The following is a 23,035-nucleotide window of genomic DNA, read 5'->3' on the forward strand; positions in this document are numbered from 1 at the left end:
CTTACTTTTTTGAATGGGTATTATTTTGCCATACAGCAGAAAAGAAGGCCGTCTGAAAGATTTCTCAACATCAAAATCTTTCAGACGGCCTGTTTATCCACCATCATCGTAATTTATCCGATAACGGCTTGTTCCGTTTCAACCACAACCGGCTGTTTGGGCTTCAACACCGCATACAACACACCGGTGAGCAGGCTGTCCGCCGCAACCGCCAGTAAATTGAAGCAACCGACGATTTATTTTGAAGGCAGACTTACTGACGTAATCAAACTGTAGAATTTTGCATGGCACAGAATTTTGAACACCCTTCACACCAGCCCAAAGCGGCGTAATCGTACGCATGCCTTGCACACACAACATCCCCTTTGAATAAATGAGCAAACTTCTTGGCCGTCTGAAATCTTTCAGACGGCCTTTCATATAACCAAACCTAATTTAGTTACAACAAAGCATTCTTTCCCTTTTTCAGACGGCCTCGTTAAAGTAAGGCCACTTCATTTATCTTGCGTTGACATTATGCGATTGCTAAAAACCCCCAGCGTTTTGCCCGGCTTCAATCTCAGCCTGGGCCTCACTGTGTTGTGCTTGTCGCTGCTGGTGGTGCTGCCCTTTGCCATGATGGCTGCCAAGGCCGGTGAAATCGGTTGGGCGGCGTTTTGGCACACCATTTCGGAGCCTAATGTGCTTGCGGCGGTGTGGCTGAGCCTGCGTATGTCGTTTTATGCCATGCTCACCAATATCGTGTTCGGCACGCTGGTGGCGTGGGTGTTGGTGCGCTATGAGTTTCCGGGCAAAAATCTGGTCAATGCGCTGGTCGATCTGCCTTTTGCGCTGCCCACGGCGGTCACCGGCATTGCGCTGGCCACGCTTTATGCGCCCAATGGCTGGCTGGGGCGCTGGTTTGCGCCGTTTGACATCAAAATCGCTTTCACACCCATCGGCATCTGGATTGCGCTGGTGTTTGTGAGCCTGCCCTTTATCGTGCGCGCGGTGCAGCCGGTGCTGGAAGAATTGCCCGCCGAATATGAAGAAGCCGCCGCCACGCTGGGCGCCGGCCGCTTCACGGCGCTGCGCCGCGTGCTGCTGCCGGAAATCATGCCCGCGCTGCTCACCGGCTCGGGCATGATGTTTGCCCGCGCCACCGGCGAATATGGCTCGGTGATTTTTATTGCCGGCAATATCCCGATGGTGTCGGAAATTCTGCCGCTGATTATCACCGGCAAGCTCGAGCAATTCGATGTGCAGGGCGCATCGGCGGTGGCTTTATTTATGCTGATGATTTCTTTTGTGATTTTATTTGCACTCAATATCGGCCAATGGGCGCTGAGCAAACGGGCGGGAGCGAAAGCATGAGCCACAATATCAACCCCAATCTTGTTGAGCCGCGCTGGCTGCAAACCTTGCTGATTGCCGTGGCGCTGTTTTTTTTGCTGCTGATGCTGGTGATTCCGCTCACGGCGGTGTTTTACGAAGCCTTGCGCGGCGGCTGGCAGCTTTATCTGGCCTCGCTCAGCAGCGATGAAGCGCGCTCGGCCATCCGGCTCACGCTGCTCACTGCGGCGATTGTGGTGCCGGTAAACGCCGTGCTCGGCATCGCCATGGCCTGGCTGCTCACCCGCTTTGATTTTTACGGCAAGCAATTGCTCACCACACTTTTAGATTTACCTTTTTCGGTGTCGCCCGTGGTGGCCGGCCTGATGTTTGTGCTGCTTTTCGGTGCACACACCTTAATCGGCGGCTGGCTCGAAGCGCAAGGCATTCAGGTGATTTTTGCCATTCCGGGCATTATTTTGGCCACGCTGTTTGTGACCTTTCCTTTTGTGGCGCGCGAGCTGATTCCGCTGATGCAGGCGCAAGGCGACAGCGAAGAGCAGGCGGCGCTGATTTTGGGCGCTTCGGGCTGGCAGATGTTTTGCCGCATCACGCTGCCCAATATCAAATGGGCGCTGGTTTACGGTGTGATTCTCACCAATGCGCGCGCAATGGGCGAATTCGGCGCGGTGAGCGTGGTGAGCGGCCATATTCGCGGCGAAACCAACACCATTCCGCTATTGGTCGAAATTTTCTATAACGAATATAACTTTATCGGCGCTTTCGCCCTATCGAGCGTGTTGGCGCTGCTGGCGCTGGCCACGCTGGCGCTGCAAAACCTCATCACCCGCATTCAAGAGAAAAAACTCGCTGCCGCCGAAAGGAGCGCCGCATGAGCATCACCCTGCAACACCTCAACAAACATTTCGGCCATTTTCAGGCGCTGAGCAACATCAATCTGAATGTGCCCACCGGCAAGCTCACCTCGCTGTTGGGGCCTTCAGGTTGCGGCAAAACCACGCTTTTGCGCATCATCGCCGGGCTGGAGCATGCCGATAGCGGCACGATTTTATTCGACGGCCAAGATGTCACCACCAAGCATGTGCGCGAACGCAAAGTGGGCTTTGTGTTTCAACACTATGCCTTATTCCGCCACATGAATGTGTTTGACAACATCGCCTTCGGCCTTAGCGTGTTGCCCAAAGCCGAGCGCCCCGGCAAAGAGCAAATCCGCGCCAAAGTGGAAGAATTATTGAGTCTAGTGCAGCTTTCGCACCTGGCCAAATCTTATCCGCACCAACTCTCGGGCGGCCAGCGCCAGCGCATCGCCCTAGCGCGCGCGCTGGCGGTGTCACCCAAGCTTTTGCTGCTCGACGAGCCTTTCGGTGCGCTCGATGCCAAAGTGCGCAAAGAGCTGCGCACCTGGCTGCGCGACATCCACCACGAGCTGGGCATCACCAGCATTTTGGTGACACACGATCAGGAAGAAGCGCTGGAAGTGTCGGATGAAATTGTGGTGATGAACCACGGCAAAATCGAGCAAACCGGCAATGCCGACACGCTCTACCGCGCCCCCGCCAATGCTTTTGTTACCGAATTTTTGGGCGAAACCGATGCCTTCGAAGGCCGCATCGAAAAAGGCACCTGGCACTACAACGGCTTCAAATGGCCGCTGAGCCGCGCCCATGCCTGGCAGGAGCAAACCGCCACCGGCTATGTGCGCCCCCACGAATGGGCGCTCGCCGGCAGCGGCACGCCCATGCTCTTTGCACGCATCAGCAAAATCCATGCCGCAGGCCCCCTCACCCATTTGAGCGTGCAGCCGGGCAGCGGCAACGAAATTCATGTTACCTTTGCCGGCAGCGAAGCGGCGCAACACGGCTTTGCCATCGGCCAAAACATCGCCTTAAGCCCGAAGCAGATTTATATTTTTTCGCAAAACCAATTGATTGATTATGCCATTTAAGCTTCGTTGCAAAATCAGCATAATCAACAAGCAAGAGGCCGTCTGAAGCTTCAGACGGCCTTAAGCGTACAATCCGAGCCATAGCATTTTGTTTCAATACACACATCAATTAACAATACCTTTACACTTACAGCCGATTACATTTATACTGCCGAAATATTCCGCCGCTCAACTGCCGGAATATTTTTGACCCATCAACCCTATCACGATAACAAGGAGAGGCAATGACACGGAAAGACCAGCGCCCCGAAGATCCGCGCCCCGATAACGTCGAGCTGCTCAGCGCCCAATTACCGATCACCGATTTCAAAGGCTTGTTCATCACCCTGATAGCCGCCGTGCTCTGTTTCGGCATTTATCAGATTCTGCCCTACGACATCAATGCCAACAAAGGCATTGCCGTGTTGCTGTTTGTGGCCATTTTATGGTTTACCGAAGCCGTACACATTACCGTTACCGCGCTGATGGTGCCCGTGCTCGCCGCCGTAATCGGCATTCCCGAAATGAATGTCAAAACCGCGCTTTCCGGCTTTGCCGACCCGATTATCTATATTTTCTTCGGCGGCTTTGCGCTGGCCACCGCGCTGCACATGCAGCGGCTCGACCGCAAAATCGCGCTGTGGCTGATTTCGCTCTCGCGCGGCAACATGAAAATCGCCGTGCTGGCCATTTTCGGCGTAACCGCCTTTTTATCGATGTGGATCAGCAACACCGCCACCGCCGCCATGATGCTGCCGCTGGCCTTGGGTATGATGGATCACCTCGACCGTGAAAAAGAGCGCAAAACCTTTGTGTTTGTGCTTTTGGGCATTGCCTATTGCGCCAGCATCGGCGGCTTGGGCACCATCGTGGGCTCGCCGCCCAATGCCATCGCCGCCAAAGCGTTGGAGCTGGATTTTGTCGGCTGGATGAAAATGGGCTTGCCGATGATGCTGCTGATTCTGCCCCTGATGCTGCTTTCGCTCTACATTATTTTGCGCCCCAACTTAAGCGAGCGCGTGGAAGTGAAAGAAGAACACATTCCGTGGACGCTGCACCGCGTGTTGGCCATGCTGATTTTCCTGTGCGCCGTGGTGGCGTGGATTTTGGGCGATAAAATCAAAACCGTTTTCGGCATCACCAACCCCGACACCGTAGTGGCGCTGGCCGCTGCCGTGGCCGTGGTGGTGTTTGGCGTGACCCGTTGGAAAGAAATCGCCCGCAACACCGACTGGGGCGTGTTGCTGCTCTTCGGCGGCGGCATCGCCCTGAGCACCCTGCTGCAAAAATCGGGCGCTTCTTTGGCACTGGGCCAGCAGCTGGCCACCGCCTTTGTGTTGGCGCACCCGCTGATTGTGATTTTGGCCGTAGCCGCGTTTATCATCTTCCTCACCGAATTCACCAGCAACACCGCCTCTGCCGCCCTTTTAGTGCCGATTTTCGCCAGCATCGCCACCCAAATGGGGCTGCCCAAAGAAGTGTTGGTGTTTGTAATCGGCATCGGTGCCTCCTGCGCCTTTATGCTGCCCGTGGCCACCCCGCCCAATGCCATCGTGTTCGGCACAGGCTTGATCAAGCAGAGGGAAATGATGCGGGTGGGCATATTGCTCAATATTTTGTGTATTTTCCTGGTGGGCTTCTGGGCTTACGTGATGTTTGTTTAAACGCTCAAAGCCGGTTGGATTTGCAAAAATCCAACCGGCTTTTTTGCGCAATATCGTAGGTGCGCACGCTGCGTTTTTTGCAGCATAATCATCCGCATGAAACACAAATGCCGTCTGAAACCTTTTTTCAGACGGCATGGTTTTGCCCATTCAAGTAAGCCGCAGCTGCGATTAGCTTTACCCAAGCAAAGCGTCATCATGTGCACGACATACAAAGGCCGTCTGAAACCTTTTTTCAGACGGCCTTTTAATGACAAACAACTTCTTACCCGTCCGCCGCCGTGCGGCACACATCCACCGCTTCCTGCAAACTGGCCACGCCGAAAATTTCCAACCCCGGATATTCTTTCGCATTGCGCGGCATATTGGCCTTGGGCACAATGGCGCGCTTGAAGCCCAGCTTTTCCGCTTCCTTCAGGCGCTCCTGCCCGCGCGCCACCGGGCGCACTTCGCCGCTCAGGCCGATTTCGCCGAAAGCCACCATTTTTTCCGGCAGCGGCCGGTTGCGGAAGCTGGAGAGCATGGCCAGAATAATCGCCAAATCGGCGGCCGGCTCGTTGATTTTCACCCCGCCCACCGCATTCAAAAACACATCCTGATCAAAGCAGGCAATGCCGGCATGGCGGTTGAGCACGGCCAAGAGCATGGCCAGGCGGTTTTGCTCCAGCCCCACCGTGAGCCGCTTGGGCGTGAAGCCGTGCGCATCGTCCACCAGTGCCTGAATTTCCACCAGCAGCGGCCTCGAGCCTTCTTGTGTGACCAACACGCACGAGCCGGGCACATCATCGCGATAGCTCGCCAAAAAAATCGCCGATGGGTTAGACACGCCTTTCAATCCCTGCTCGGTCATCGCAAACACGCCCAGCTCATTGGCCGCACCGAAGCGGTTTTTCATCGCCCGTATCATGCGGTAATTGGAATGCTGGTCGCCCTCGAAATAAAGCACCGTGTCCACCATATGCTCGAGCACGCGCGGGCCGGCAATCGCACCATCTTTGGTAACATGCCCCACCAAAATCATCGAAATGCCCATCTGCTTGGCCATGCGCGTGAGCTGCGCCGCACATTCGCGCACTTGCGACACCGAGCCCGGCGCGGACGTGATTTGGTCGGAATACATGGTTTGAATCGAATCGATCACCACCACCGCCGGCTCGTGCTGCTTTAAGGCCGCTTGGATTGCTTCCATGCGGATTTCCGCCAGCAAATTCACACCTTCGCTGTGCAAGCCCAAACGTTGCGCACGCAAAGCCACTTGCTGCGCCGATTCCTCGCCCGACACATACAAAACCTTGCGGCTTTGCGCCATCAGCGCGATGGTTTGCAGCAAAAGCGTGGATTTGCCGATGCCCGGATCGCCGCCGAGCAAAATCACCGCGCCATCCACCAGGCCGCCGCCGAGCACCCGATCAAGCTCGCCCATGCCCGTGGGGCTGCGCGGCACTTCCATAGCCGTGACTTTCGATAAATCCTGCACTTGCGACACATCCGCCGCCCACGATTGAAAACGCGCATTTTTCGGCTCCGGCACCGCCAGGCTTTCCTGCAAAGTGTTCCACTCGCCGCAATGCGGGCATTTGCCCTGCCACTTGGGCGAAGTGCCGCCGCATTCGCTGCATTGATAAACCGTTTTCGGCGCTTTTGCCATCATTTTCCCCGTGCGTAAACAGGCCGTCTGAAAAGGCAGATTGTAGCACAGCAAACCTTTCAGACGGCCTTTCACACACATCCGCCGTTTTGTCGCAAATAATCTGCAAATCATCCTATCCGGCGTTAAAAAACGCAATATCAAACAAACATACATGCAGGCATGTTGATAAATCCGGCGCATTTAAGCATGATAAGCCGCATCACTTGCCAAGAAAGCCCATATGAAAGCCCTCGCCCTACTTTTCAGCGCCGCCGCCCTTTCTAGCTGCGTGGTTTATGACGACACCTATCCCTACAGCAGCAGCAACGTTTATTACCAAACCGGCTATGGCCACAGCAGCCGCTACAACCACGACTACTACTACCGCAACAACGAAGCCTACCGCCGCATGAACGAGCACGAGCAAGCCCGTTATCTGCACGAACAACACATGCGCATGGATGCGCAAAACCGCCGCATGCGCACCAACGAAACCCGCATGCGCCATGAAGAAATGCACCGGCAGCAACAGCGCTATCAGCAGCAACAACAGCAGCGTCGGCAAGAATTCGAGCGCCAACAGCGCATGCAAGACCAGATGCGCCTAGACCAGCGCCGCCAAAACCAACAACGCATGCAACAGCCGGGCAACCTCAGCCCGCGCCACAGCGCCCAGCCCATATCCGCGCCCGCCGGCCGCCCCGGCTTAAGCACATCATCCCCGCGATAGCCGACAATCTCCCCCCGCGAAAGCCGCCGCCGAACGCTTTTCAGTCAACCGGTCGATTGCCATATGCAAACACGCTGAAAGAAAAGGCTGTCTGATACCCATTTAAAAAAATAATATACAAACAGGCAGCCTGTAGGTCGGATTCTCGAATCCGACACTTGTTCGCAGAACAAGGCACGCACATCGCTTTGGCCGTTGGCCAAACGTCGGATTCAAGAATCCGACCTACGCGAATGATGCTGCCGAACTGCTTTTATTTTGTAAGGTTATTTTTTCGAATGGGTATTACAGGCCGCCTGAAACCTTTCAGACGGCCTAAGCAAACAACAAAAGCAAAGCCCGCTGAATCATCAGCGGGCTTTGCTTTTGTTGGTGGCGGAGAATGAGGGATTCGAACCCTCGATGCAGGTTTAAGCCCACATGCACCCTTAGCAGGGGTGTGCCTTCAGCCTCTCAGCCAATTCTCCGTTCATCAAGAGATGCGAACTATACCAACCGCCCCAATGCCTGTCAAGCCTTTGTCGGCAGATTTTCAGGCTTTCAGACGGCCTCGGAAATAAGCCGATGAAATTATGTTTGATTTAATAAAGTGCCCGTATTTCATCGCAGGCTTTTTCGCAAGCTTCCTGCTTTTTGTGCCGGCCGGCATGCCGCTGTTTCAGCGCACGTCTGTTTTTAAGCCAAACAAAGTCACGGCCACCCACGCTGGGCCGATCAGCAAAAATTGAATATCCTGAAAAAACGACGGCTTTTTGCCCTCCAGCTTGTGGCCGACAAATTGCCCGATCCACGCCAACACAAAAATCACCCAATAAAGCGCATAGCCCGGCGGCAAAAGCCACACCAACGCCCAGCAAACCGCCATAAAAAGCACCATCGCCACAGCCAAAGCGGCCGACAACCGCCGGTAAAACAACACCACCGCCAGCGTCAGCACCCCGGCCAGAGCGGCGTTCAGATTAATCAGCAAGCCCATGATGCTGAAAAAAATCGCCGGCACACACAGCCAGTGCAGCGCTTTGTTTTGCGGATGGCGGTGGCTTTCGCTATATTCTGCCAACCATTGTGCAAGGTTTTTTGAAGCGACCATGTTTTGCTCCTGTGTTAGATGTCGGTATTGGTTTATAGTATCAAGTGGCGCAGAAAAATCAAAGGCCGTCTGAAACCTGATGTTTCAGACGGCCTTTGCCTATTAGCCAGCGGCTCAGTCTTCTAAAATATAACCGTCTTCATCCCACAGCGTGCGCTTAATCAGATTGTCGTTTTGATACACGGCTTCCGATTTTTTGGCGCCGCTTTCATACCAATCAATCACAATGCCGCTGCGCTTGCCGTTGTTGATGCTCAATTCAGAGAGCAGCTTGCCCTGCTCGTTCCAGCTCACAATGCTCACCGGCGTGTCGTTGACCATGCTCATTTCGGTTTTCGGGCTGCCGTCGGGATACCATTGCTTCCAAGTGCCATTGGCTTTGTCGTTTTTAAACTGGATTTCACTCTCTTTGTTGCCATTGCGATAAAAGCGCGCGCCCAAGCCTTCGCTTTGGCCGTTTACATAAGGCATCACCGCCGATTTGCGGCCGTTGGCATACCAGTTGGTCCATTCGCCGTCGGGCTTGCCGTTTTTATAGCTGCCTGCCATTTTTTTCTGGCCGTTGAAATACCATAAAGTGAGCGTGCCGTTTTGCAGCGTGGGCACAAATTTTCTGATTTGCGCGGCGGCAACCTGATAAGGATCGGAATATTTTTTCAACGAGGGATAATAAAAATCCTGCACCTGTGCCACGCCGTTTTGCACCTGATAGCGCCGCTCGTAAGCCACCGCCGACATGGTGGCGGTGAGCTGCCCCTGCTGGTTGAAATACACTTTTTGTGTTTCTGCCGCCACCGATGCCAAAGGCGCTGCCGCCACCATTGCCGACACGCCATACCGCCACAATATATTCATATTTATTTCTGCCAATAAGATTTGACGTTCACAAATTCATACAACCCGAATTCCGAGAGCTCGCGCCCGTAGCCGGAAGCCTTCACGCCGCCGAAAGGCAGGCGCAGATCGCTGCTGGTATGGCGGTTGATAAACACCGCGCCGGTTTGCAGCTGCTCGGCATAATGCCAGGCTTGCGCCGCATCGGCCGAATAAATGCTGGCACCCAAGCCAAACGGGTTATCGTTGGCCAGCTCAACGGCATGCGCCTCATCGCGCGCGCGCAAAAGCACCGCCACGGGGCCGAACACTTCTTCGTGATACACGCGGCAGGCCGGCGTAACTTTATCCAACACGGTGGCGGGATAAAACCAGCCGCTGCCCTCGGGCAATTCGCCGCCACACAAGGCTTTGGCGCCATGCGCAAGCGCATCCTGCACCTGCGCATGCACGCGCAAGCGCAAATCTTCGCGGTGCAAAGGCGCCAGCGTGGTGGCCGCATCCATCGGGTTGCCCATTTGCAGCTTGGCGCATTCAGCCAAAAACAGCGGCATAAATTCATCGGCCACCGCTTCGGCAACAATAATGCGCTTGGCTGCATTGCACGATTGGCCAGCATCGCGGAAACGCGAATAGCAGGCTTCTTTCGCCGCCGCAGCCAAATCGGCATCGGGCATCACGATAAAGGCATTGCTGCCGCCCAATTCGAGCACCGATTTTTTCAGATGCTGGCCGGCATGGGCAGCCAAGCGGCGGCCGGTGGCGGTGGAGCCGGTAAACGCCATCGCATCGGTGTGCTCGATGGCGCGCAGGGTATCGTCATGGTCGAGCCAGGCCGCCTGAAACGGCAGGTGTTCACCCACCAGCTCAAACAAAGCCGCCGTTACCCGCGCCACACTCGGCGCCGGCTTCACCAGGCAGGCATTGCCGGCGCACAAAGCCGGCACGGCAAAACGCAACACCTGCCACACCGGATAATTCCACGGCATCACCGCCAGCACCACGCCGATGGGCTCGAAGCGCACCTGGCTCAAACTCGCTTGCGTGGCGATGGTTTTGTGTGCCAGCAATTGGGGCGCCAAGCGCGCGTAATAGCGGATAAGCGCCACCGATTTATCCAGCTCGGCCTCACATTCGCGCAGGCAGCGTCCCACTTCTTCACACACCATTTCGGCCAGCCGGCTGCGCGCTTGGGCGAGCTTGTCGGCCAAGTCGTGCAAAAGCGCCGCGCGCTCGATTACCGGCCGCGCGGCAAAAGCCTGCTGCGCCCGGCGCAATGCTGCCAGTTGCCGCTCAAAATCCGGCCATGCTTGCGCTTCTTTGCTGTATAAAATCCGGCCGCTGAGCACATCTACGCTATGAAACACTTTTCGCTTTCTTCGTGAGGCTTCAGACAGCCTGTTATACCCATTCTAAAAAATAACCTTACAAAATAAAAGCAGTTCGGCAGCATCATCCGCGTAGGTCGGATTCTTGAATCCGACGTTTGGACATCGGCCAAAGCGATGTGCGTGCCTTGTTCTACGAACAAGTGTCGGATTCGAAAATCCGACCTACAGGCTACTTCGTGAGGCTTCAGACAGCCTGTTATCACGAAAGACCGTCTGAATAAACGTTGACATTATGACATTTTTAACGGCATTTGCCTCACCATCTGCAAAAAGCGCAGGCAAACTACCCAGCTGTGATTTTTTGGTGTTGTGAAAAAGCGAATGATTAATCAGGTAACTGATTTTTATGAAAAACACCCTGCCTGATAATCAGACAGGGTGTTTGAATTGGCACGCCCACGGGGAATCGAACCCCGGTTACCGCCGTGAAAGGGCGATGTCCTAACCGCTAGACGATGGGCGCGGATACTTGATGGCGCACCCGGAGCGATTCGAACGCCCGACCCTCTGGTTCGTAGCCAGATACTCTATCCAACTGAGCTACGGGTGCGTGTTTCACTACGCTTTGTTAAGTGCCGTGAATCAAGAGAAGCGAATAATATAGAAAGCGGCTTTTGTTGTCCAGCCTTTAGGCGGCTTTTTTTTGACGATTGTTTTAATCTTTTGAATTCAATCTGTATTTAATTTCAGACGGCCTGCATGAATGATGCAAAGGCCGTCTGAAAAGCTTACACCATGCCGATGCCCGACAATTCGCGCGCCATACGGGCGGCGGCGTTGTCGGTCATGCCGCCGACAAAATCGAGTATTTTCATATAAGCCTCGTAGAGCGTGTCGTTTGCGGTTACCGGATTGTCGTGGTTAAGCAATTCGAGCGCCAGCGATTGGCGCACGCTCACCTGCCCTTCTGTAATCAACGCATGTGCGGCGGGCACCAGCAAATCGAGTATCGAGCCCAAGCAGGGAAACGAGGCGATTTCGGTCATCAGCTTGCTTTGGTGGCGGAAAATGCGTGTGCGCGCCAATTCTTTGGCTTTCTCAAGCGTGTTGCGCACTTCGGGGCTGCACAAAGAAAGCAAATCTTTGCCTTGGAAGCGGCCGTTGAGCAAATCCGATTGGTGCGTCATAAAGGTTTGCGCCACATCATCAATAGCCCGGCCGATGGCGATGCCGCGCAACATGGCGCAGCGCTGGCGGCTCGATTGCGCATGCCAGGTGGTTTCCACAAAAGTGAGCTCGGCCAATATGCTTTCCACTTCGGCATCGCCCAGCAAGCCGATTTCCACCGCGTCTTCCAAATCGAGCAAGGCATAGCAGATATCGTCGGCCGCTTCCATTAAATAAGACAAAGGGTGGCGCGCCCAGCGGTCGGGCTCGAGCTCGGGCAGGCCCAATTCTTGCGCCACGCGGCGGATATAGGCCAGCTCGGTTTGATAAATATTGAATTTTTTGCGGCCGTTGGGCGCCAGCGTGGTCCACGGATATTTCAGCAGTGTGCCGATGGTGGCGGCGGTGAGGCGCATGCCGCCGCGGTTGCAATACATTTCCAGGCTGGCCAGCAGGCGCAGGCTGTGGGCGTTGCCTTCGTAAGTTTGCACATCGTTGCGCTCGGCTTCGCTCAGGCCGGCCAGATAGCAGGCATGCGCGGGTTTGCGAAACCAGTCGCGCAGCGCTTCTTCGCCGGTGTGGCCGAAAGGCGGGTTGCCCAAATCGTGCGCGAGGCAAGCCACTTGCACCACGGCGCCGATGTCGCTCGGCGTGCTGCCCAGCGGCAGAAATTCGCCTGTTTGCATCATCACGCCCACGCGGTTGCCCAAGCTGCGGCCGACGCTGGCCACTTCCACACTGTGGGTGAGGCGGTTGTGGGTGTGGTCGTGCTCGGCAAAGGGGTGCACCTGGGTTTTGCGCCCCAAGCGGCGGAACGCGCCGGAAAACACCACGCGGTCGTAATCGATATGAAAATCGGTGCGCAAGGCATCGGCACCCTCTTGCGTGGAAGGCGTGCTGGTGGGCATGATTTCGCCGTCTTTGGGGCGGAAGCGTTGGGTGCTGAGCAATTGCTGCCAGTTCATTTTCGTGCTCATGGGCGGGGTTTCTTTCATGTGAAAAAGGCCGTCTGAAAAGTTTCAGACGGCCTTGTGTTTGATTATTTGCCGCGCATCAATTCAAAAAAGTCGTTGTTGTCTTTGGAATTTTTGAGCTTGCCCACCAAAAATTCGGTGGCCTCGATGTCGTCCATCGGGTGCAGGAATTTGCGCAGCAGCCACATGCGCTGCAATTGGTCGTTGGGCACGAGCAATTCTTCGCGGCGGGTGCCGGATTTGTTGATGTTGATGGCGGGGAACACGCGTTTTTCGGCCAAGCGGCGGTCGAGGTGCAATTCCATATTGCCGGTGCCTTTGAATTCTTCGAAAATCACGTCGTCCATGCGGCTGCCGGTTTCCACCAGCGCAGTGGCGATGATGGTGAGCGAGCCGCCCTCTTCGATATTACGCGCGGCGCCGAAGAAGCGCTTCGGGCGGTGCAAGGCATTGGCATCCACGCCGCCGGTGAGGATTTTGCCTGATGCGGGCACCACGGTGTTGTAGGCGCGCGCCAGGCGGGTGATGGAATCGAGCAGAATCACCACGTCTTTTTTGTGCTCCACCATGCGCTTGGCTTTTTCAATCACCATTTCAGCCACTTGCACATGGCGCGTGGCCGGCTCGTCGAAAGTGGACGACACCACTTCGCCGCGCACGGAGCGGGTCATTTCGGTCACTTCTTCCGGGCGCTCATCGATCAGAAGCACAATCAGCTCTACTTCGGGATTGTTGGCGGTGATGGCGTGGGCGATGTTTTGCAGCATCACGGTTTTGCCGGATTTGGGCGGCGCCACCAGCAGGCCGCGCTGGCCCATGCCGATGGGCGACACCAAATCGATGGCGCGGCTGGTGATGTTTTCTTCGGCTTTGATGTCGCGCTCGAGCTTGAGCTGACGAGTGGGAAACAGCGGCGTGAGGTTTTCAAACAGAATTTTGTGTTTGCACACTTCGGGCGGATCGTCGTTGATTTTATCGAGCCGCACCAGCGCGAAATAGCGCTCGTTGTCTTTAGGCACGCGCACGCTGCCTTCGATGGTGTCGCCGGTGTGCAGGTTAAAGCGGCGGATTTGGTTGGGCGACACATAAATATCGTCGGGGCCGGCCAAATAAGAGGTGTCGGAGCTGCGCAAAAAGCCGAAGCCGTCGGGCAGAATTTCGAGCGTGCCCGAGCAGGTAAAGGCTTCGCCCTGCTTCATCATTTGGCGCACAATCGCAAAAACCAGGTCTTGCTTGCGCAGGCGGTTGGCATTTTCAATGCCGTGCTGTTCGGCCATTTCCAAAAGCTTGGAAATGTGCTGGGTTTGTAGTTCGGAAACGTGCATATTTTTCAGTTTTATATATGTATGAGTTAGGCGCAGACGCGCAAAAAGGCCGTCTGATATTATCGGGAATCTGTTGTGGCGATGGAGCGGGATGTTACGGCAGATGATGCCGGCATATAAGAACGACAAAGTGCTTGTCAGGCGCTGATTGTAGGCATTTGGCGCAGGATTGTCAACTTTTTGGACAAGCGCTGCGATAAAGCCGCCTTCTGGAAAAAGGCCGTCTGAAAACAATCTGCTTTCAGACGGCCTTTGTTGACTGCGCTACTCTTTCGCCTGCCAAGTGTCTTTCAAAGTAACTGTGCGGTTAAACACGGTGTTGTCCGGCGTGTGGTCGTGGCGGTCGGTCACGAAATAGCCCAGGCGCTCAAATTGATAATGGCTTTCAGGCGCCAGTGCGGCGGCGGCAGGCTCCACCCACGCGCTGATTTCGGTGACCGATTCGGGGTTGAGAAAATCGGTAAACGGCAGGTATTCGCCATCGGCGCCGCGCACGGCATCGGGGCGGGCTTCGGTAAAGAGGCGCTCGTATTGGCGCACGGTGGCGGGCACGGCATGCTCGGCCGAGAGCCAGTGAATCACGCCTTTTACTTTGCGCCCTTCCGGCTTTTTGCCCAAGGTGTCGTGATCGATGCTGCATTTGAGCGACACCACGCGCCCATCTGCATCTTGCACCACTTCTTCGCATTTGATCACATAGCTGTAGCGCAGACGCACTTCGCCGCCGGGGGTGAGGCGCTGCCAGCCTTTGGGCGGATCGACGGCAAAATCGTCTGCTTCGATATAGATGGTTTTCGCAATCGGCACTTCGCGCTCGCCGAATTCGGGATGATGCGGGTGGTAAGGCGCGCTGCGGCTTTGCGTGAGCGCCTCATCATAATTCACCAATTCGACTTTAATCGGGTTGAGCACGGCCATCATGCGCGGGGCGGAATCTTCCAGCACTTCGCGCACCGCACCTTCGAGCACGCTCATGTCCACCACGTTTTCGCTTTTGGAAATGCCCACGCGTTTGGCAAACAGGCGCAAGCCTTCGGGTGTGTAGCCGCGGCGGCGCATGCCGGAAATGGTGGGCAGGCGCGGGTCGTCCCAGCCTTTCACATGGCCTTCGCTCACCAATTGGTTGAGCTTGCGTTTGGAGGTGATGGAATAAAGCAGCTCCAGCCGCGAAAATTCGTATTGGCGCGGGTGGTTGTCGATGGGGATGTTGTCGAGCACCCAGTCATACAGCGGGCGGTGCGCTTCAAATTCGAGCGTGCACAGCGAATGGGTGATGTGTTCGATGGCATCGGAAATGGCGTGGGTGTAGTCATACATCGGGTAGATGCACCATTTGTCGCCGGTGTTGTGGTGATGCACGCGGCGGATGCGGTAAATCACCGGGTCGCGCATATTGATGTTGCCCGAGGCCATGTCGATTTTCAGGCGCAGGGTTTTGCTGCCGTCGGGAAATTCGCCGGCTTTCATGCGCATAAATAAATCGAGGTTTTCTTCGATGCTGCGCTCGCGATAAGGGCTGTTTTTGCCGGGCTCGGTGAGCGTGCCGCGGTATTCGCGCATTTCTTCGGCGTTTAAATCGTCCACATAAGCTTTACCGTCTTGAATCAGGCCCACGGCATAATCAAACAATTGGTCGAAATAATTCGATGCAAAACGCGGCTCGCCCAGCCATTCAAAGCCCAACCATTGCACGTCTTCTTTAATCGCACGCACATATTCGTCGGATTCTTTTTCGGGATTGGTGTCGTCGAAGCGCAAATTGCACACGCCGTCATAAGCATAAGCAAGGCCGAAATTGAGGCAGATGGATTTGGCGTGGCCGATGTGCAGATAGCCGTTGGGCTCGGGCGGAAAGCGGGTGTGGATGCTGCTGTGTTTGCCGCTGGCGAGGTCTTCGTCAATCACGTTGCGGATAAAGTGATTGTCGGCAAATTGTTCTTTGTTCATCATAATAAATGCGGGCCGTGTGGAAAGATTGGTGTTTCAGCGGGCTGATGGTGCAGGCCGTCTGAAAAAGAGAAAGCAAGATATGGTGTATTGTACCTGAAAATTCAAGTGCCGTTTCAGACGGCCTCTAAGAGCCTGTTTACACGCTTTTATTGTGCCGGTTTTATACCAATTCAAAAAAATAACCTTACAAAATAAAAGCAGTTCGACAGCACCATCTGCGTAGGTCGGATTCTTGAATCCGACGTTTGGCCATCGGCCAAAGCGGTGGCGTGCCTTGCTCTGCAAACACAGAGGCCGTCTGAACGATTCAGACGGCCCGGCTTTATCCGGCGTGCTTATTTGCTCTCGCCCGATGCGGCTTTTTGTTGCGCACCACCAAACCATTTATCATAAATTTTCTGGTAAGTGCCATCGGCTTTGATGGCGGCAATGCCGGCGTTGATTTTAGACAGCAATTCATCGCTGCGGCCTTTTTTCACGGCAAAGCCGTAGTATTCTTTTTCAAAAGCCGGGTCGCTGATGGTGTTGAGCTTCACACCAGGGTTGTTATTGACAAAGTTTTGAATCACACCGTTGTCGCCCACGGAAGCGTCCACGCCGCCGGTGAGCAGCTCTTTAAGCGCCAAGGGCATGGTGTCGAAGCGCTTGATGTTGGCGCTGGTGCCGCCCTGCTGCTTTTGCAGCACCAAATCGCCCGTAGTGCCGGTTTGCACGGAGGCGGTGTGGTTTTTCAAATCGGCGAATGATTGGATGCCGCTGCCTTTTTCGCCGGTAACAATCAATTGCGATGCTTCAAAATAGGGGTCGGAAAAATCCATCTGCCCTTTGCGCTCATCGGTGATGGTGACGCTGGAGGACACAATATCGCTGTCGCCCTTGCCCAGCGTGGCGAAAATGCCTTCCCACGGCGTGTTGGCAAAGTTGAATTTAATGCCTTGGTTGGCGGCAATCGCCTCTAAAATATCTTTGGAAAAGCCCACCACCTGATTATCGTCGAGGTATTCAAACGGCGCATAAGTGGCATCGGTGGCCACCACATAGGCTTTTTCGGCAGCCGGCGCAGAGGCGGCCGCTTGGCTGCTGTCGCTTTTGGAGCAAGCGCCCAGCATCAGGGCGGCGGCAATGGCGGCAGCCAACACGGTGGTTTTCTTCAACATACAGGTTTCCTTTAATATAGTTAGCTTGTGTAAATTACATTTACCGAATCATACACAAGTTCAGCCGCAAGCAGCAAAATTGTTAACAATAGCGTTTTTCGTGCCGACCATGCTTTTTCGGCGGCACAATATTTTTCATTGCTAAAATAATTTAAAACTTACGCAAACGAATCAGGCCGTCTGAAACATAATCTTTCAGACGGCCTGCAAGCAAATGGCATTTAAAATTTCACGCCTTTATGCAGCGCCACCACGCCGGCGCTCATATTGTGGTAATCCACGCTATCGAAGCCGGCATCGAGCATCATTTGCTTGAGCGTTTCCTGATCCGGATGCATGCGGATGGATTCGGCCAGATATTGATAGCTGTCGGCATCTTTGGCGATAAATTTGCCCATCAGCGGTAGCAGTTTAAACGAATACACATCGTAAACCGGTGCCAAAGGCTTGAACACTTTGGAAAATTCGAGCACCAGCAAAGTGCCGCCGGGCTTGAGCACGCGATACATTTCCTTGAGCGCCGCCTCTTTGTGGGTCATGTTGCGCAGGCCGAAAGCCACGGAAACAAGGTTGAAATAATTATCGGGAAAGGGCAGCTTTTCAGCATCGGCCAGCGACACCGGCAAAATCACGCCTTCGTTGAGCAGGCGGTCGCGCCCTACGCCGAGCATGGAAGAATTGATGTCGGTGAGCCACACCTCGCCGGTTTTGCCCACCCGCCGGGCCCAGCCGCGCGACAAATCGCCGGTGCCGCCGGCAATATCGAGCACTTTATCGCCCTTATTCAGGCGTGCGGTGTTGATGGTGAAATGTTTCCACACGCGGTGCAGGCCGCCGGACATCACATCGTTCATGATGTCATAATTTTTCGCCACCGAGTGGAACACCTCGGCCACTTTGCCGGCTTTTTCTTGTTCATCAACGGTTTGATAGCCGAAATGGGTTTTATTGTCGCTCATGTTTTTTTCCTGAAAACAGCATTTAATGTTTGCCGCAACCGCCGGTGCCGCAGCCGCTTTTGGCCGGCACGGCATCTTGCGGCGAAGCGGTGCGCGATGCGCCGGCCGCCTCGATTTTGCGCAGATAATCGGCCCACATTGTATCGTATCCGTGCGCCAGATTATATAAATAGTCCCAATCATAAAGGCCGCTGTCGTGGCCGTCTGAAAAGATGATTTTCAAGGCATATTGCCCCACCGGCTCGAGGCCGGCAATGGTGACGCCCGCTTTGCCGGTTTGCAGCGTTTCCTGCCCCGGCGCATGGCCGCGCACTTCGGCGCTGGGCGAATACACGCGCAAAAATTCGGCCGGCAGCGATTGGGCCGCGCCGCCATACACCAGCGTGAGCGCCGCGCGGCCTTGTTGCAGGCGGATTTCTTCAGGCATATCGTGTTTCATCAATGGGCTCCTGATTGGGAAAACAGATTAATCACCAACACACCGGCGATAATCAGCGCAATGCCTGCCATCGCGGCCGCATCGAGCTTTTGGTTCATAAAAAACCAGCCGATAAGCGAAATGCCGATAATGCCCACGCCCGACCACAAAGCATAAGCAATGCCCACCGGCAGGCTGCGCAAAATCAGCGAAAGCAGGTAAAACGAAAAGCTGTAGCAAACCAGCGCGCCGATGGCCGGCAGCAGACGGCTGAAGCCGTCGCTCACTTTTAAAAGGCTGGTGCCGCAAATTTCCAGCATAATCGCCAGCACCAACAACAACCAAATCTTCATTGCCCCAACCTTTTGCGCAGCCAAGCCACGCGCACACTGAAAGCCCCGCCCAGCAAAGCAAACGCCACCAGCACATATAAAATAATGCGCACCGCCCACACCTGCTGCGCACCGCTCAAGCCCCAAGGCAGCAGCATCACCAGCACAAACAGCACAAAAGCCAGCATCATCAAGGCGATAAACACAAAAGCCATGCGGGTAGCAAATTTTATTTTAGCGTTGGCACTCATGGCAGCAGCCCGAAATAAAACCGCATTGTAACAGAAATCGCGTTTCAGACGGCCTCAATGCCACAGCAGCAACACCAGCGAAATCGAGAAAAAAGAAGCGATGGTGGTTACCAGCATCGCCGCCGCCGTGCGCTGCTCAAAGCCGTATTGGCGGCCAAACAAAGGATACATGCTCGCCATCGGCACGCTGGCCAAAAGCGCGCCGGCAAACACCGTGTCATGATCGGCGCCGAAAAGCCACAAGCAACCCACCACCAGCGCCGGAAACAGCAGCAATTTGCCCGCCACAATCACGCTGATATCGGCCATGCCGCCGCGGATGCGCAAGCCGTAAAGGCCGCCGCCGATCACAAACAGCGCCAGCGGCGAAGCCGCCGAAGCCAGCATCGCCGCCACTTTTTCCGCCACCGCCGGCACCGGAATCCGGCACAGGGCAAACACCAGCGCCAACAGCAGCGAGCCGATAATCGGGTTTTTCAGCAGATTTTTCACCACCCGCCAAAGCGTGGTGCTGATTTTACCGCTGCCGCCCCGGGCCACATCAATCAAAATAAACATCAGCGGCAGCACCAAAATATTTTCCAGCAGCGCATTCATCGCCAAATAGCCGCCCGCCTGCGGCCCTATCACCATCGCCAAGAGCGGGTAGCCGATAAAGCCCGTGTTCGACATGCCGGTGGCCAGGCCGTTGAGCGCCGAGAGCGTGGCATCCTGGCCGCGGCGGCGGCTCAAGCCCCAGCCCGCAAAAAATGCCAGCAGCGAAGCGAGCCCGTAGCCATAAAGATAATTCAAATTGATTACATCGCTCAGCGGCCGTGTGGTGATGGCGTGAAACACCAACATGGGCAGGCCGATGCGGATCACAAATTTGCCGATGCCCGCCAATTGCACTTCGGTGAAAAAATCAAAGCGCACCGAAAAATAGCCCATCGCCATAATGATGAAAATCGGCATGGTAATCGTTAAAATGGCAAGCATAAAACACTCGGGGCAAAGGCCGTCTGAAAAAACGTTAATATTTTAAACCTTAACCGGCGCCCTGTCGCCCTGTTTGCCGCCAAAATCGCCGCGCCGCCTTTCAGACGGCCTCAAATCGCGCTATATTAATGTTTTACCGCCCTCTTCAAGCCTGCCGAAAGGAAACTTCATGCAAACCCAAGCCGTGATCGAACACATTACCCAATGGTTGAAAAGCTATGCCGAGGGCGCGCGCGCCAAAGGCTTTGTGGTGGGCGTGTCCGGCGGCATCGATTCGGCGGTGGTGTCGGCTCTGGCCGCCCGCACCGGCCTGAACACCCTGCTTTTGGAAATGCCCATCCGCCAAAAAGCCGACCAAATCGACCGCGCACAGCTGCATATCGAAAACCTGCAACAGCGCTTTGCCAACGTGTCCGGCCTGCGCGTGGATTTAACCCCCACGTTTGAGCAATTTGCCGCCACAGTTGATGTAAACGAAGCCGATTTCACCGCCAAACAGCTGGCGCTGGCCAACGCGCGCTCGCGCCTGCGCATGGTCACACTTTATTACTACGGCCAAATCAACGGCCTTTTGGTGACTGGCACCGGCAACAAAGTGGAAGATTTCGGCGTGGGCTTTTTCACCAAATACGGCGACGGCGGCGTGGACATCAGCCCGATTGCCGGCCTGCTCAAAACGCAGATCTACACCCTGGCCGAAGCGCTTGATGTAAGCGAATCCATCCGCCAAGCCACGCCCACCGACGGCCTGTGGGACACCGAGCGCACCGACGAGCAGCAAATGGGCGCAAGCTACCCCGAATTGGAATGGGCGATGAGCGTGTATGGCAAAGCGCCGCCCGAAGCGTTCAGCGGCCGTGAGCGTGAAGTGCTGGAAATCTACACCCGCCTGCACCGCGCCATGCAGCATAAGGTTAACCCGATTCCGGTGTGTGAAATTCCGCCGCATTTGCTCGCTTAGGTTTTGTTGTGCTTAATGGCGGCTTTAAATGACCAAGGCCGTCTGAATATAAAAGTTTCAGACGGCCTGTTTGTTTTGGGTTGAGGCAGCGCTGGTAGCGCGGGCTTTGCCCACGAAATCCAACAAAGTGAACAAATAATACCCATTCAAAAGAGTAAGCTAACAAGGCGGAAGCCTGCGACAGTGCAGATAGTACGGCAAGGAGAGACAACGAAGTTAGCTTATTTTTTTGGATTGGTATAAGCGCTGCGCCGGTATTTTGTGCTGCCCAGTACGCCAGTTTGGTTCGCAGGCAAAGCCCACGCTGCGCGGTTTAATGAGCAAGGCCGTCTGAAACTTTTTTCAGACGGCCTTTATTGTGATACCCCCAAAAAAAGCAAGCTATCTGCTTCAGAATGCGCCTCAAGCGCGTTTTCCGCTAAAATAAGCGCTGTTTCTTTTCAGACGGCCTCAAATCATGCAAATTTATCTTGTTGGCGGCGCTGTACGCGATGCCTTGCTGGGGCGGCCGGTGGCCGATCGCGATTGGGTGGTGGTGGGCGCCGATGCCGATGCCATGCTCGCGGCGGGCTATCGGCCGGTGGGTAAAGATTTTCCGGTGTTTCTGCATCCGCAAAGCCACGAAGAATACGCGCTGGCGCGCACCGAGCGCAAAACCGCCAAAGGCTATGCCGGCTTTGCTTTCCACGCCGCGCCCGATGTCACGCTGGAGCAGGATTTGGCGCGGCGCGACCTCAGCATCAACGCCATGGCGCAAAACGCCGACGGGCAGATTATCGACCCTTTCAACGGCCGCCGCGATTTGCAGCTGGGCCTGCTGCGCCATGTGTCGCCCGCTTTTGCCGAAGACCCGGTGCGCATTTTGCGCACTGCCCGCTTTGCCGCCCGCTATGGTTTTGCCGTTGCCCCCGAAACCCTGCAATTGATGCGCAACATGGTGGCCGCCGGCGAAGCCGGTGCGCTCGTGGCCGAGCGTGTGTGGCAGGAGCTGGCCAAAGGGTTGATGGAGCCGCAGCCGCACATCATGATAGAAGTTTTGCGCGATTGCGGCGCGCTCAAGGTGATTTTGCCTGAAATCGACGCCCTCTTCGGCGTGCCCCAACGCGCCGACTACCACCCCGAAATCGACAGCGGCATCCACACATTAATGGTGTTGCAACGCGCCGCCGCCATGAATTTAAGCCTGTCCGAGCGCTACGCCGCGCTGCTGCACGACTTGGGCAAAGCGCTCACCCCCGCCGCAATTTTGCCGCGCCACCACGGCCACGACATCGCCGGCGTGGCACCGGTTCGCGAAGTCAACCGGCGCCTGCGCGCGCCCAAAGCCTGCGCCGAACTGGCCGAATTGGTGTGCCGCTGGCATATTGTGTTTCATTCCGTGGGCGAATTGCGCGCGCAAACCGTGCTCAAAAAGCTCAAGCAAACCGATGCCTTCCGCCGCCCCGAACGCTTTCAGACGGCCTTAAACGTGTGCGTGGCCGACACGCAAGGCCGCTTGGGCAAAGAAAGCGCGCCCTATCCGCAACGCGCCCACTGGCTCGCGCTGCTGCACGCCGCCACCGAAATCGACACCGCCGCCATCGCCGCCGCCCACCAAGATGCCCCGCAACGCATTGCCGAAGCCATCGACAAAGCCCGCATCGAAAAAATCACGCCGCTGCAAAATGCCTATAAACAACAGCACGGACGCACGCATTAAGCGCATCCGCTTCAATGCATCAGCCAAGCAATGGCTCATCCGCGCAGCTTGGCTTAGCCGCAGGCATAACCCAAAAACTCAAACGGCCTTATCAAATCAATCGGTTGGAAAACAAACATTGGGTTACGGCCTTGGCAGCCCAATCCAACCCGACCGTCTTTCAGACGGCTTTTTTATGAATTTATATTCACGGTGTTTGCATCTTTTTTTTAAAGGCGCAAACGCAAACTTACTTTTTTGAATGGATATTGAAATACAACAATCAAACAGGCCGTCTGAAAGCCTTTCAGACGGCCTGTTTATTTCAATTAATTTAATCACAATCAATA

General features: G+C 55.3%; 20 protein-coding genes and 3 tRNA genes. 7 read left to right on the forward strand and 16 right to left on the reverse strand.

Annotated features, from left to right (window positions below; translation table 11 throughout):
- Positions 1-516 precede the first annotated feature (516 nt).
- From cysT to EV680_RS08865, 4 genes are all read left to right on the forward strand, one after another.
- Positions 517-1,353, forward strand: coding sequence for a sulfate ABC transporter permease subunit CysT (gene cysT / locus EV680_RS08850; protein ID WP_132954385.1), 837 nt, complete (start codon positions 517-519; stop codon positions 1,351-1,353).
- Complete coding sequence (gene cysW, locus EV680_RS08855; protein WP_132954386.1) at positions 1,350-2,207, forward strand: sulfate ABC transporter permease subunit CysW; 858 nt, start codon at positions 1,350-1,352, stop codon at positions 2,205-2,207. Before cysT ends, cysW begins: the two co-directional genes overlap by 4 nt.
- Positions 2,204-3,277 (forward strand): sulfate/molybdate ABC transporter ATP-binding protein, encoded by a 1,074-nt coding sequence (locus tag EV680_RS08860; RefSeq protein ID WP_132954387.1) that lies wholly within the window; start codon positions 2,204-2,206, stop codon positions 3,275-3,277. The genes cysW and EV680_RS08860 overlap by 4 nt, the downstream gene beginning before the upstream one ends.
- Positions 3,278-3,501: 224 nt before the next feature.
- Complete coding sequence (locus tag EV680_RS08865; RefSeq protein ID WP_132954388.1) at positions 3,502-4,920, forward strand: SLC13 family permease; 1,419 nt, start codon at positions 3,502-3,504, stop codon at positions 4,918-4,920.
- 265 nt (positions 4,921-5,185) lie between these two features.
- On the opposite strand, the gene radA is transcribed toward EV680_RS08865, so the two are convergent.
- Entirely contained in the window at positions 5,186-6,568 is a 1,383-nt protein-coding gene (gene radA / locus EV680_RS08870) for a DNA repair protein RadA (RefSeq protein WP_132954408.1), read from the reverse strand.
- A gap of 223 nt (positions 6,569-6,791) precedes the next feature.
- Here radA and EV680_RS08875 point away from each other — a divergent pair, with 223 nt between their 5' ends.
- A complete protein-coding gene (locus tag EV680_RS08875) occupies positions 6,792-7,280 on the forward strand; it encodes a hypothetical protein (protein WP_132954389.1) in 489 nt (162 codons plus the stop codon).
- Positions 7,281-7,653: 373 nt separating this feature from the next.
- Here the strand turns inward: EV680_RS08875 and EV680_RS08880 are convergent.
- From EV680_RS08880 to EV680_RS08950, 15 genes are all read right to left on the reverse strand, one after another.
- Positions 7,654-7,747 (reverse strand) — tRNA-Ser (locus tag EV680_RS08880).
- Positions 7,748-7,938: 191 nt separating this feature from the next.
- Entirely contained in the window at positions 7,939-8,370 is a 432-nt protein-coding gene (locus tag EV680_RS08885; RefSeq protein WP_132954390.1) for an Mpo1 family 2-hydroxy fatty acid dioxygenase, read from the reverse strand.
- Positions 8,371-8,484: 114 nt separating this feature from the next.
- A complete protein-coding gene (locus EV680_RS08890; protein WP_207894325.1) occupies positions 8,485-9,192 on the reverse strand; it encodes a toxin-antitoxin system YwqK family antitoxin in 708 nt (235 codons plus the stop codon).
- Between the two features lie 35 nt (positions 9,193-9,227).
- Positions 9,228-10,571 carry an aldehyde dehydrogenase family protein gene (locus EV680_RS08895; RefSeq protein ID WP_132954392.1) on the reverse strand — a complete coding sequence of 448 codons (1,344 nt, stop codon included), beginning with the start codon at positions 10,569-10,571 and terminating at the stop codon, positions 9,228-9,230.
- A 412-nt stretch (positions 10,572-10,983) separates the two neighbouring features.
- A tRNA-Glu gene (locus tag EV680_RS08900) sits at positions 10,984-11,058 on the reverse strand.
- Between the two features lie 10 nt (positions 11,059-11,068).
- Positions 11,069-11,145 (reverse strand) — tRNA-Arg (locus tag EV680_RS08905).
- A 178-nt stretch (positions 11,146-11,323) separates the two neighbouring features.
- Positions 11,324-12,679, reverse strand: coding sequence for a deoxyguanosinetriphosphate triphosphohydrolase (locus tag EV680_RS08910; protein ID WP_207894322.1), 1,356 nt, complete (start codon positions 12,677-12,679; stop codon positions 11,324-11,326).
- 62 nt (positions 12,680-12,741) lie between these two features.
- On the reverse strand, positions 12,742-14,001 hold the full coding sequence (rho, locus tag EV680_RS08915; RefSeq protein WP_132954393.1) for a transcription termination factor Rho: 1,260 nt from the start codon (positions 13,999-14,001) through the stop codon (positions 12,742-12,744).
- A 264-nt stretch (positions 14,002-14,265) separates the two neighbouring features.
- Entirely contained in the window at positions 14,266-15,951 is a 1,686-nt protein-coding gene (locus EV680_RS08920) for a glutamine--tRNA ligase/YqeY domain fusion protein (RefSeq protein WP_132954394.1), read from the reverse strand.
- Between the two features lie 335 nt (positions 15,952-16,286).
- Entirely contained in the window at positions 16,287-17,108 is an 822-nt protein-coding gene (locus EV680_RS08925) for a basic amino acid ABC transporter substrate-binding protein (RefSeq protein WP_132954395.1), read from the reverse strand.
- 221 nt (positions 17,109-17,329) lie between these two features.
- Positions 17,330-18,067, reverse strand: coding sequence for a bifunctional demethylmenaquinone methyltransferase/2-methoxy-6-polyprenyl-1,4-benzoquinol methylase UbiE (ubiE, locus tag EV680_RS08930; RefSeq protein WP_132954396.1), 738 nt, complete (start codon positions 18,065-18,067; stop codon positions 17,330-17,332).
- Between the two features lie 22 nt (positions 18,068-18,089).
- Complete coding sequence (locus EV680_RS08935; protein WP_132954397.1) at positions 18,090-18,506, reverse strand: gamma-butyrobetaine hydroxylase family protein; 417 nt, start codon at positions 18,504-18,506, stop codon at positions 18,090-18,092.
- Positions 18,506-18,838 (reverse strand): DMT family transporter, encoded by a 333-nt coding sequence (locus tag EV680_RS08940; RefSeq protein ID WP_132954398.1) that lies wholly within the window; start codon positions 18,836-18,838, stop codon positions 18,506-18,508. The genes EV680_RS08935 and EV680_RS08940 overlap by 1 nt, the downstream gene beginning before the upstream one ends.
- Complete coding sequence (locus tag EV680_RS08945) at positions 18,835-19,068, reverse strand: cytochrome b6 (RefSeq protein WP_132954399.1); 234 nt, start codon at positions 19,066-19,068, stop codon at positions 18,835-18,837. Before EV680_RS08945 ends, EV680_RS08940 begins: the two co-directional genes overlap by 4 nt.
- A 54-nt stretch (positions 19,069-19,122) precedes the next feature.
- Positions 19,123-20,046, reverse strand: a complete 924-nt coding sequence (locus EV680_RS08950; RefSeq protein ID WP_132954400.1) for an AEC family transporter — start codon at positions 20,044-20,046, stop codon at positions 19,123-19,125.
- 169 nt (positions 20,047-20,215) lie between these two features.
- Between EV680_RS08950 and nadE the strand changes: the two genes are divergently transcribed.
- Both nadE and EV680_RS08960 read left to right on the forward strand, forming a co-directional pair.
- Complete coding sequence (gene nadE / locus EV680_RS08955) at positions 20,216-21,007, forward strand: NAD(+) synthase (protein WP_132954401.1); 792 nt, start codon at positions 20,216-20,218, stop codon at positions 21,005-21,007.
- A 457-nt stretch (positions 21,008-21,464) separates the two neighbouring features.
- Positions 21,465-22,706 carry a multifunctional CCA addition/repair protein gene (locus tag EV680_RS08960; protein WP_132954402.1) on the forward strand — a complete coding sequence of 414 codons (1,242 nt, stop codon included), beginning with the start codon at positions 21,465-21,467 and terminating at the stop codon, positions 22,704-22,706.
- The last annotated feature ends 329 nt before the right edge of the window (positions 22,707-23,035 follow it).

The organism is Uruburuella suis (genome assembly GCF_004341385.1).
In the GTDB taxonomy this organism is placed as follows: Bacteria; Pseudomonadota; Gammaproteobacteria; order Burkholderiales; family Neisseriaceae; genus Neisseria; species Neisseria suis.

Bases quoted from the DNA above. Each gene is read 5' to 3' on its own strand.
- EV680_RS08940 (WP_132954398.1), bottom strand. From the start codon at position 18,838: ATGAAGATTTGGTTGTTGTTGGTGCTGGCGATTATGCTGGAAATTTGC.
- cysW (WP_132954386.1), top strand. From the start codon at position 1,350: ATGAGCCACAATATCAACCCCAATCTTGTTGAGCCGCGCTGGCTGCAA.
- EV680_RS08885 (WP_132954390.1), bottom strand. From the start codon at position 8,370: ATGGTCGCTTCAAAAAACCTTGCACAATGGTTGGCAGAATATAGCGAA.
- rho (WP_132954393.1), bottom strand. From the start codon at position 14,001: ATGCACGTTTCCGAACTACAAACCCAGCACATTTCCAAGCTTTTGGAA.
- EV680_RS08950 (WP_132954400.1), bottom strand. From the start codon at position 20,046: ATGCTTGCCATTTTAACGATTACCATGCCGATTTTCATCATTATGGCG.
- EV680_RS08960 (WP_132954402.1), top strand. From the start codon at position 21,465: ATGCAAATTTATCTTGTTGGCGGCGCTGTACGCGATGCCTTGCTGGGG.
- EV680_RS08935 (WP_132954397.1), bottom strand. From the start codon at position 18,506: ATGAAACACGATATGCCTGAAGAAATCCGCCTGCAACAAGGCCGCGCG.
- EV680_RS08925 (WP_132954395.1), bottom strand. From the start codon at position 17,108: ATGTTGAAGAAAACCACCGTGTTGGCTGCCGCCATTGCCGCCGCCCTG.
- ubiE (WP_132954396.1), bottom strand. From the start codon at position 18,067: ATGAGCGACAATAAAACCCATTTCGGCTATCAAACCGTTGATGAACAA.
- EV680_RS08920 (WP_132954394.1), bottom strand. From the start codon at position 15,951: ATGATGAACAAAGAACAATTTGCCGACAATCACTTTATCCGCAACGTG.
- radA (WP_132954408.1), bottom strand. From the start codon at position 6,568: ATGGCAAAAGCGCCGAAAACGGTTTATCAATGCAGCGAATGCGGCGGC.
- EV680_RS08860 (WP_132954387.1), top strand. From the start codon at position 2,204: ATGAGCATCACCCTGCAACACCTCAACAAACATTTCGGCCATTTTCAG.
- EV680_RS08945 (WP_132954399.1), bottom strand. From the start codon at position 19,068: ATGAGTGCCAACGCTAAAATAAAATTTGCTACCCGCATGGCTTTTGTG.
- cysT (WP_132954385.1), top strand. From the start codon at position 517: ATGCGATTGCTAAAAACCCCCAGCGTTTTGCCCGGCTTCAATCTCAGC.
- EV680_RS08910 (WP_207894322.1), bottom strand. From the start codon at position 12,679: ATGAGCACGAAAATGAACTGGCAGCAATTGCTCAGCACCCAACGCTTC.
- nadE (WP_132954401.1), top strand. From the start codon at position 20,216: ATGCAAACCCAAGCCGTGATCGAACACATTACCCAATGGTTGAAAAGC.
- EV680_RS08875 (WP_132954389.1), top strand. From the start codon at position 6,792: ATGAAAGCCCTCGCCCTACTTTTCAGCGCCGCCGCCCTTTCTAGCTGC.
- EV680_RS08890 (WP_207894325.1), bottom strand. From the start codon at position 9,192: ATGGTGGCGGCAGCGCCTTTGGCATCGGTGGCGGCAGAAACACAAAAA.
- EV680_RS08865 (WP_132954388.1), top strand. From the start codon at position 3,502: ATGACACGGAAAGACCAGCGCCCCGAAGATCCGCGCCCCGATAACGTC.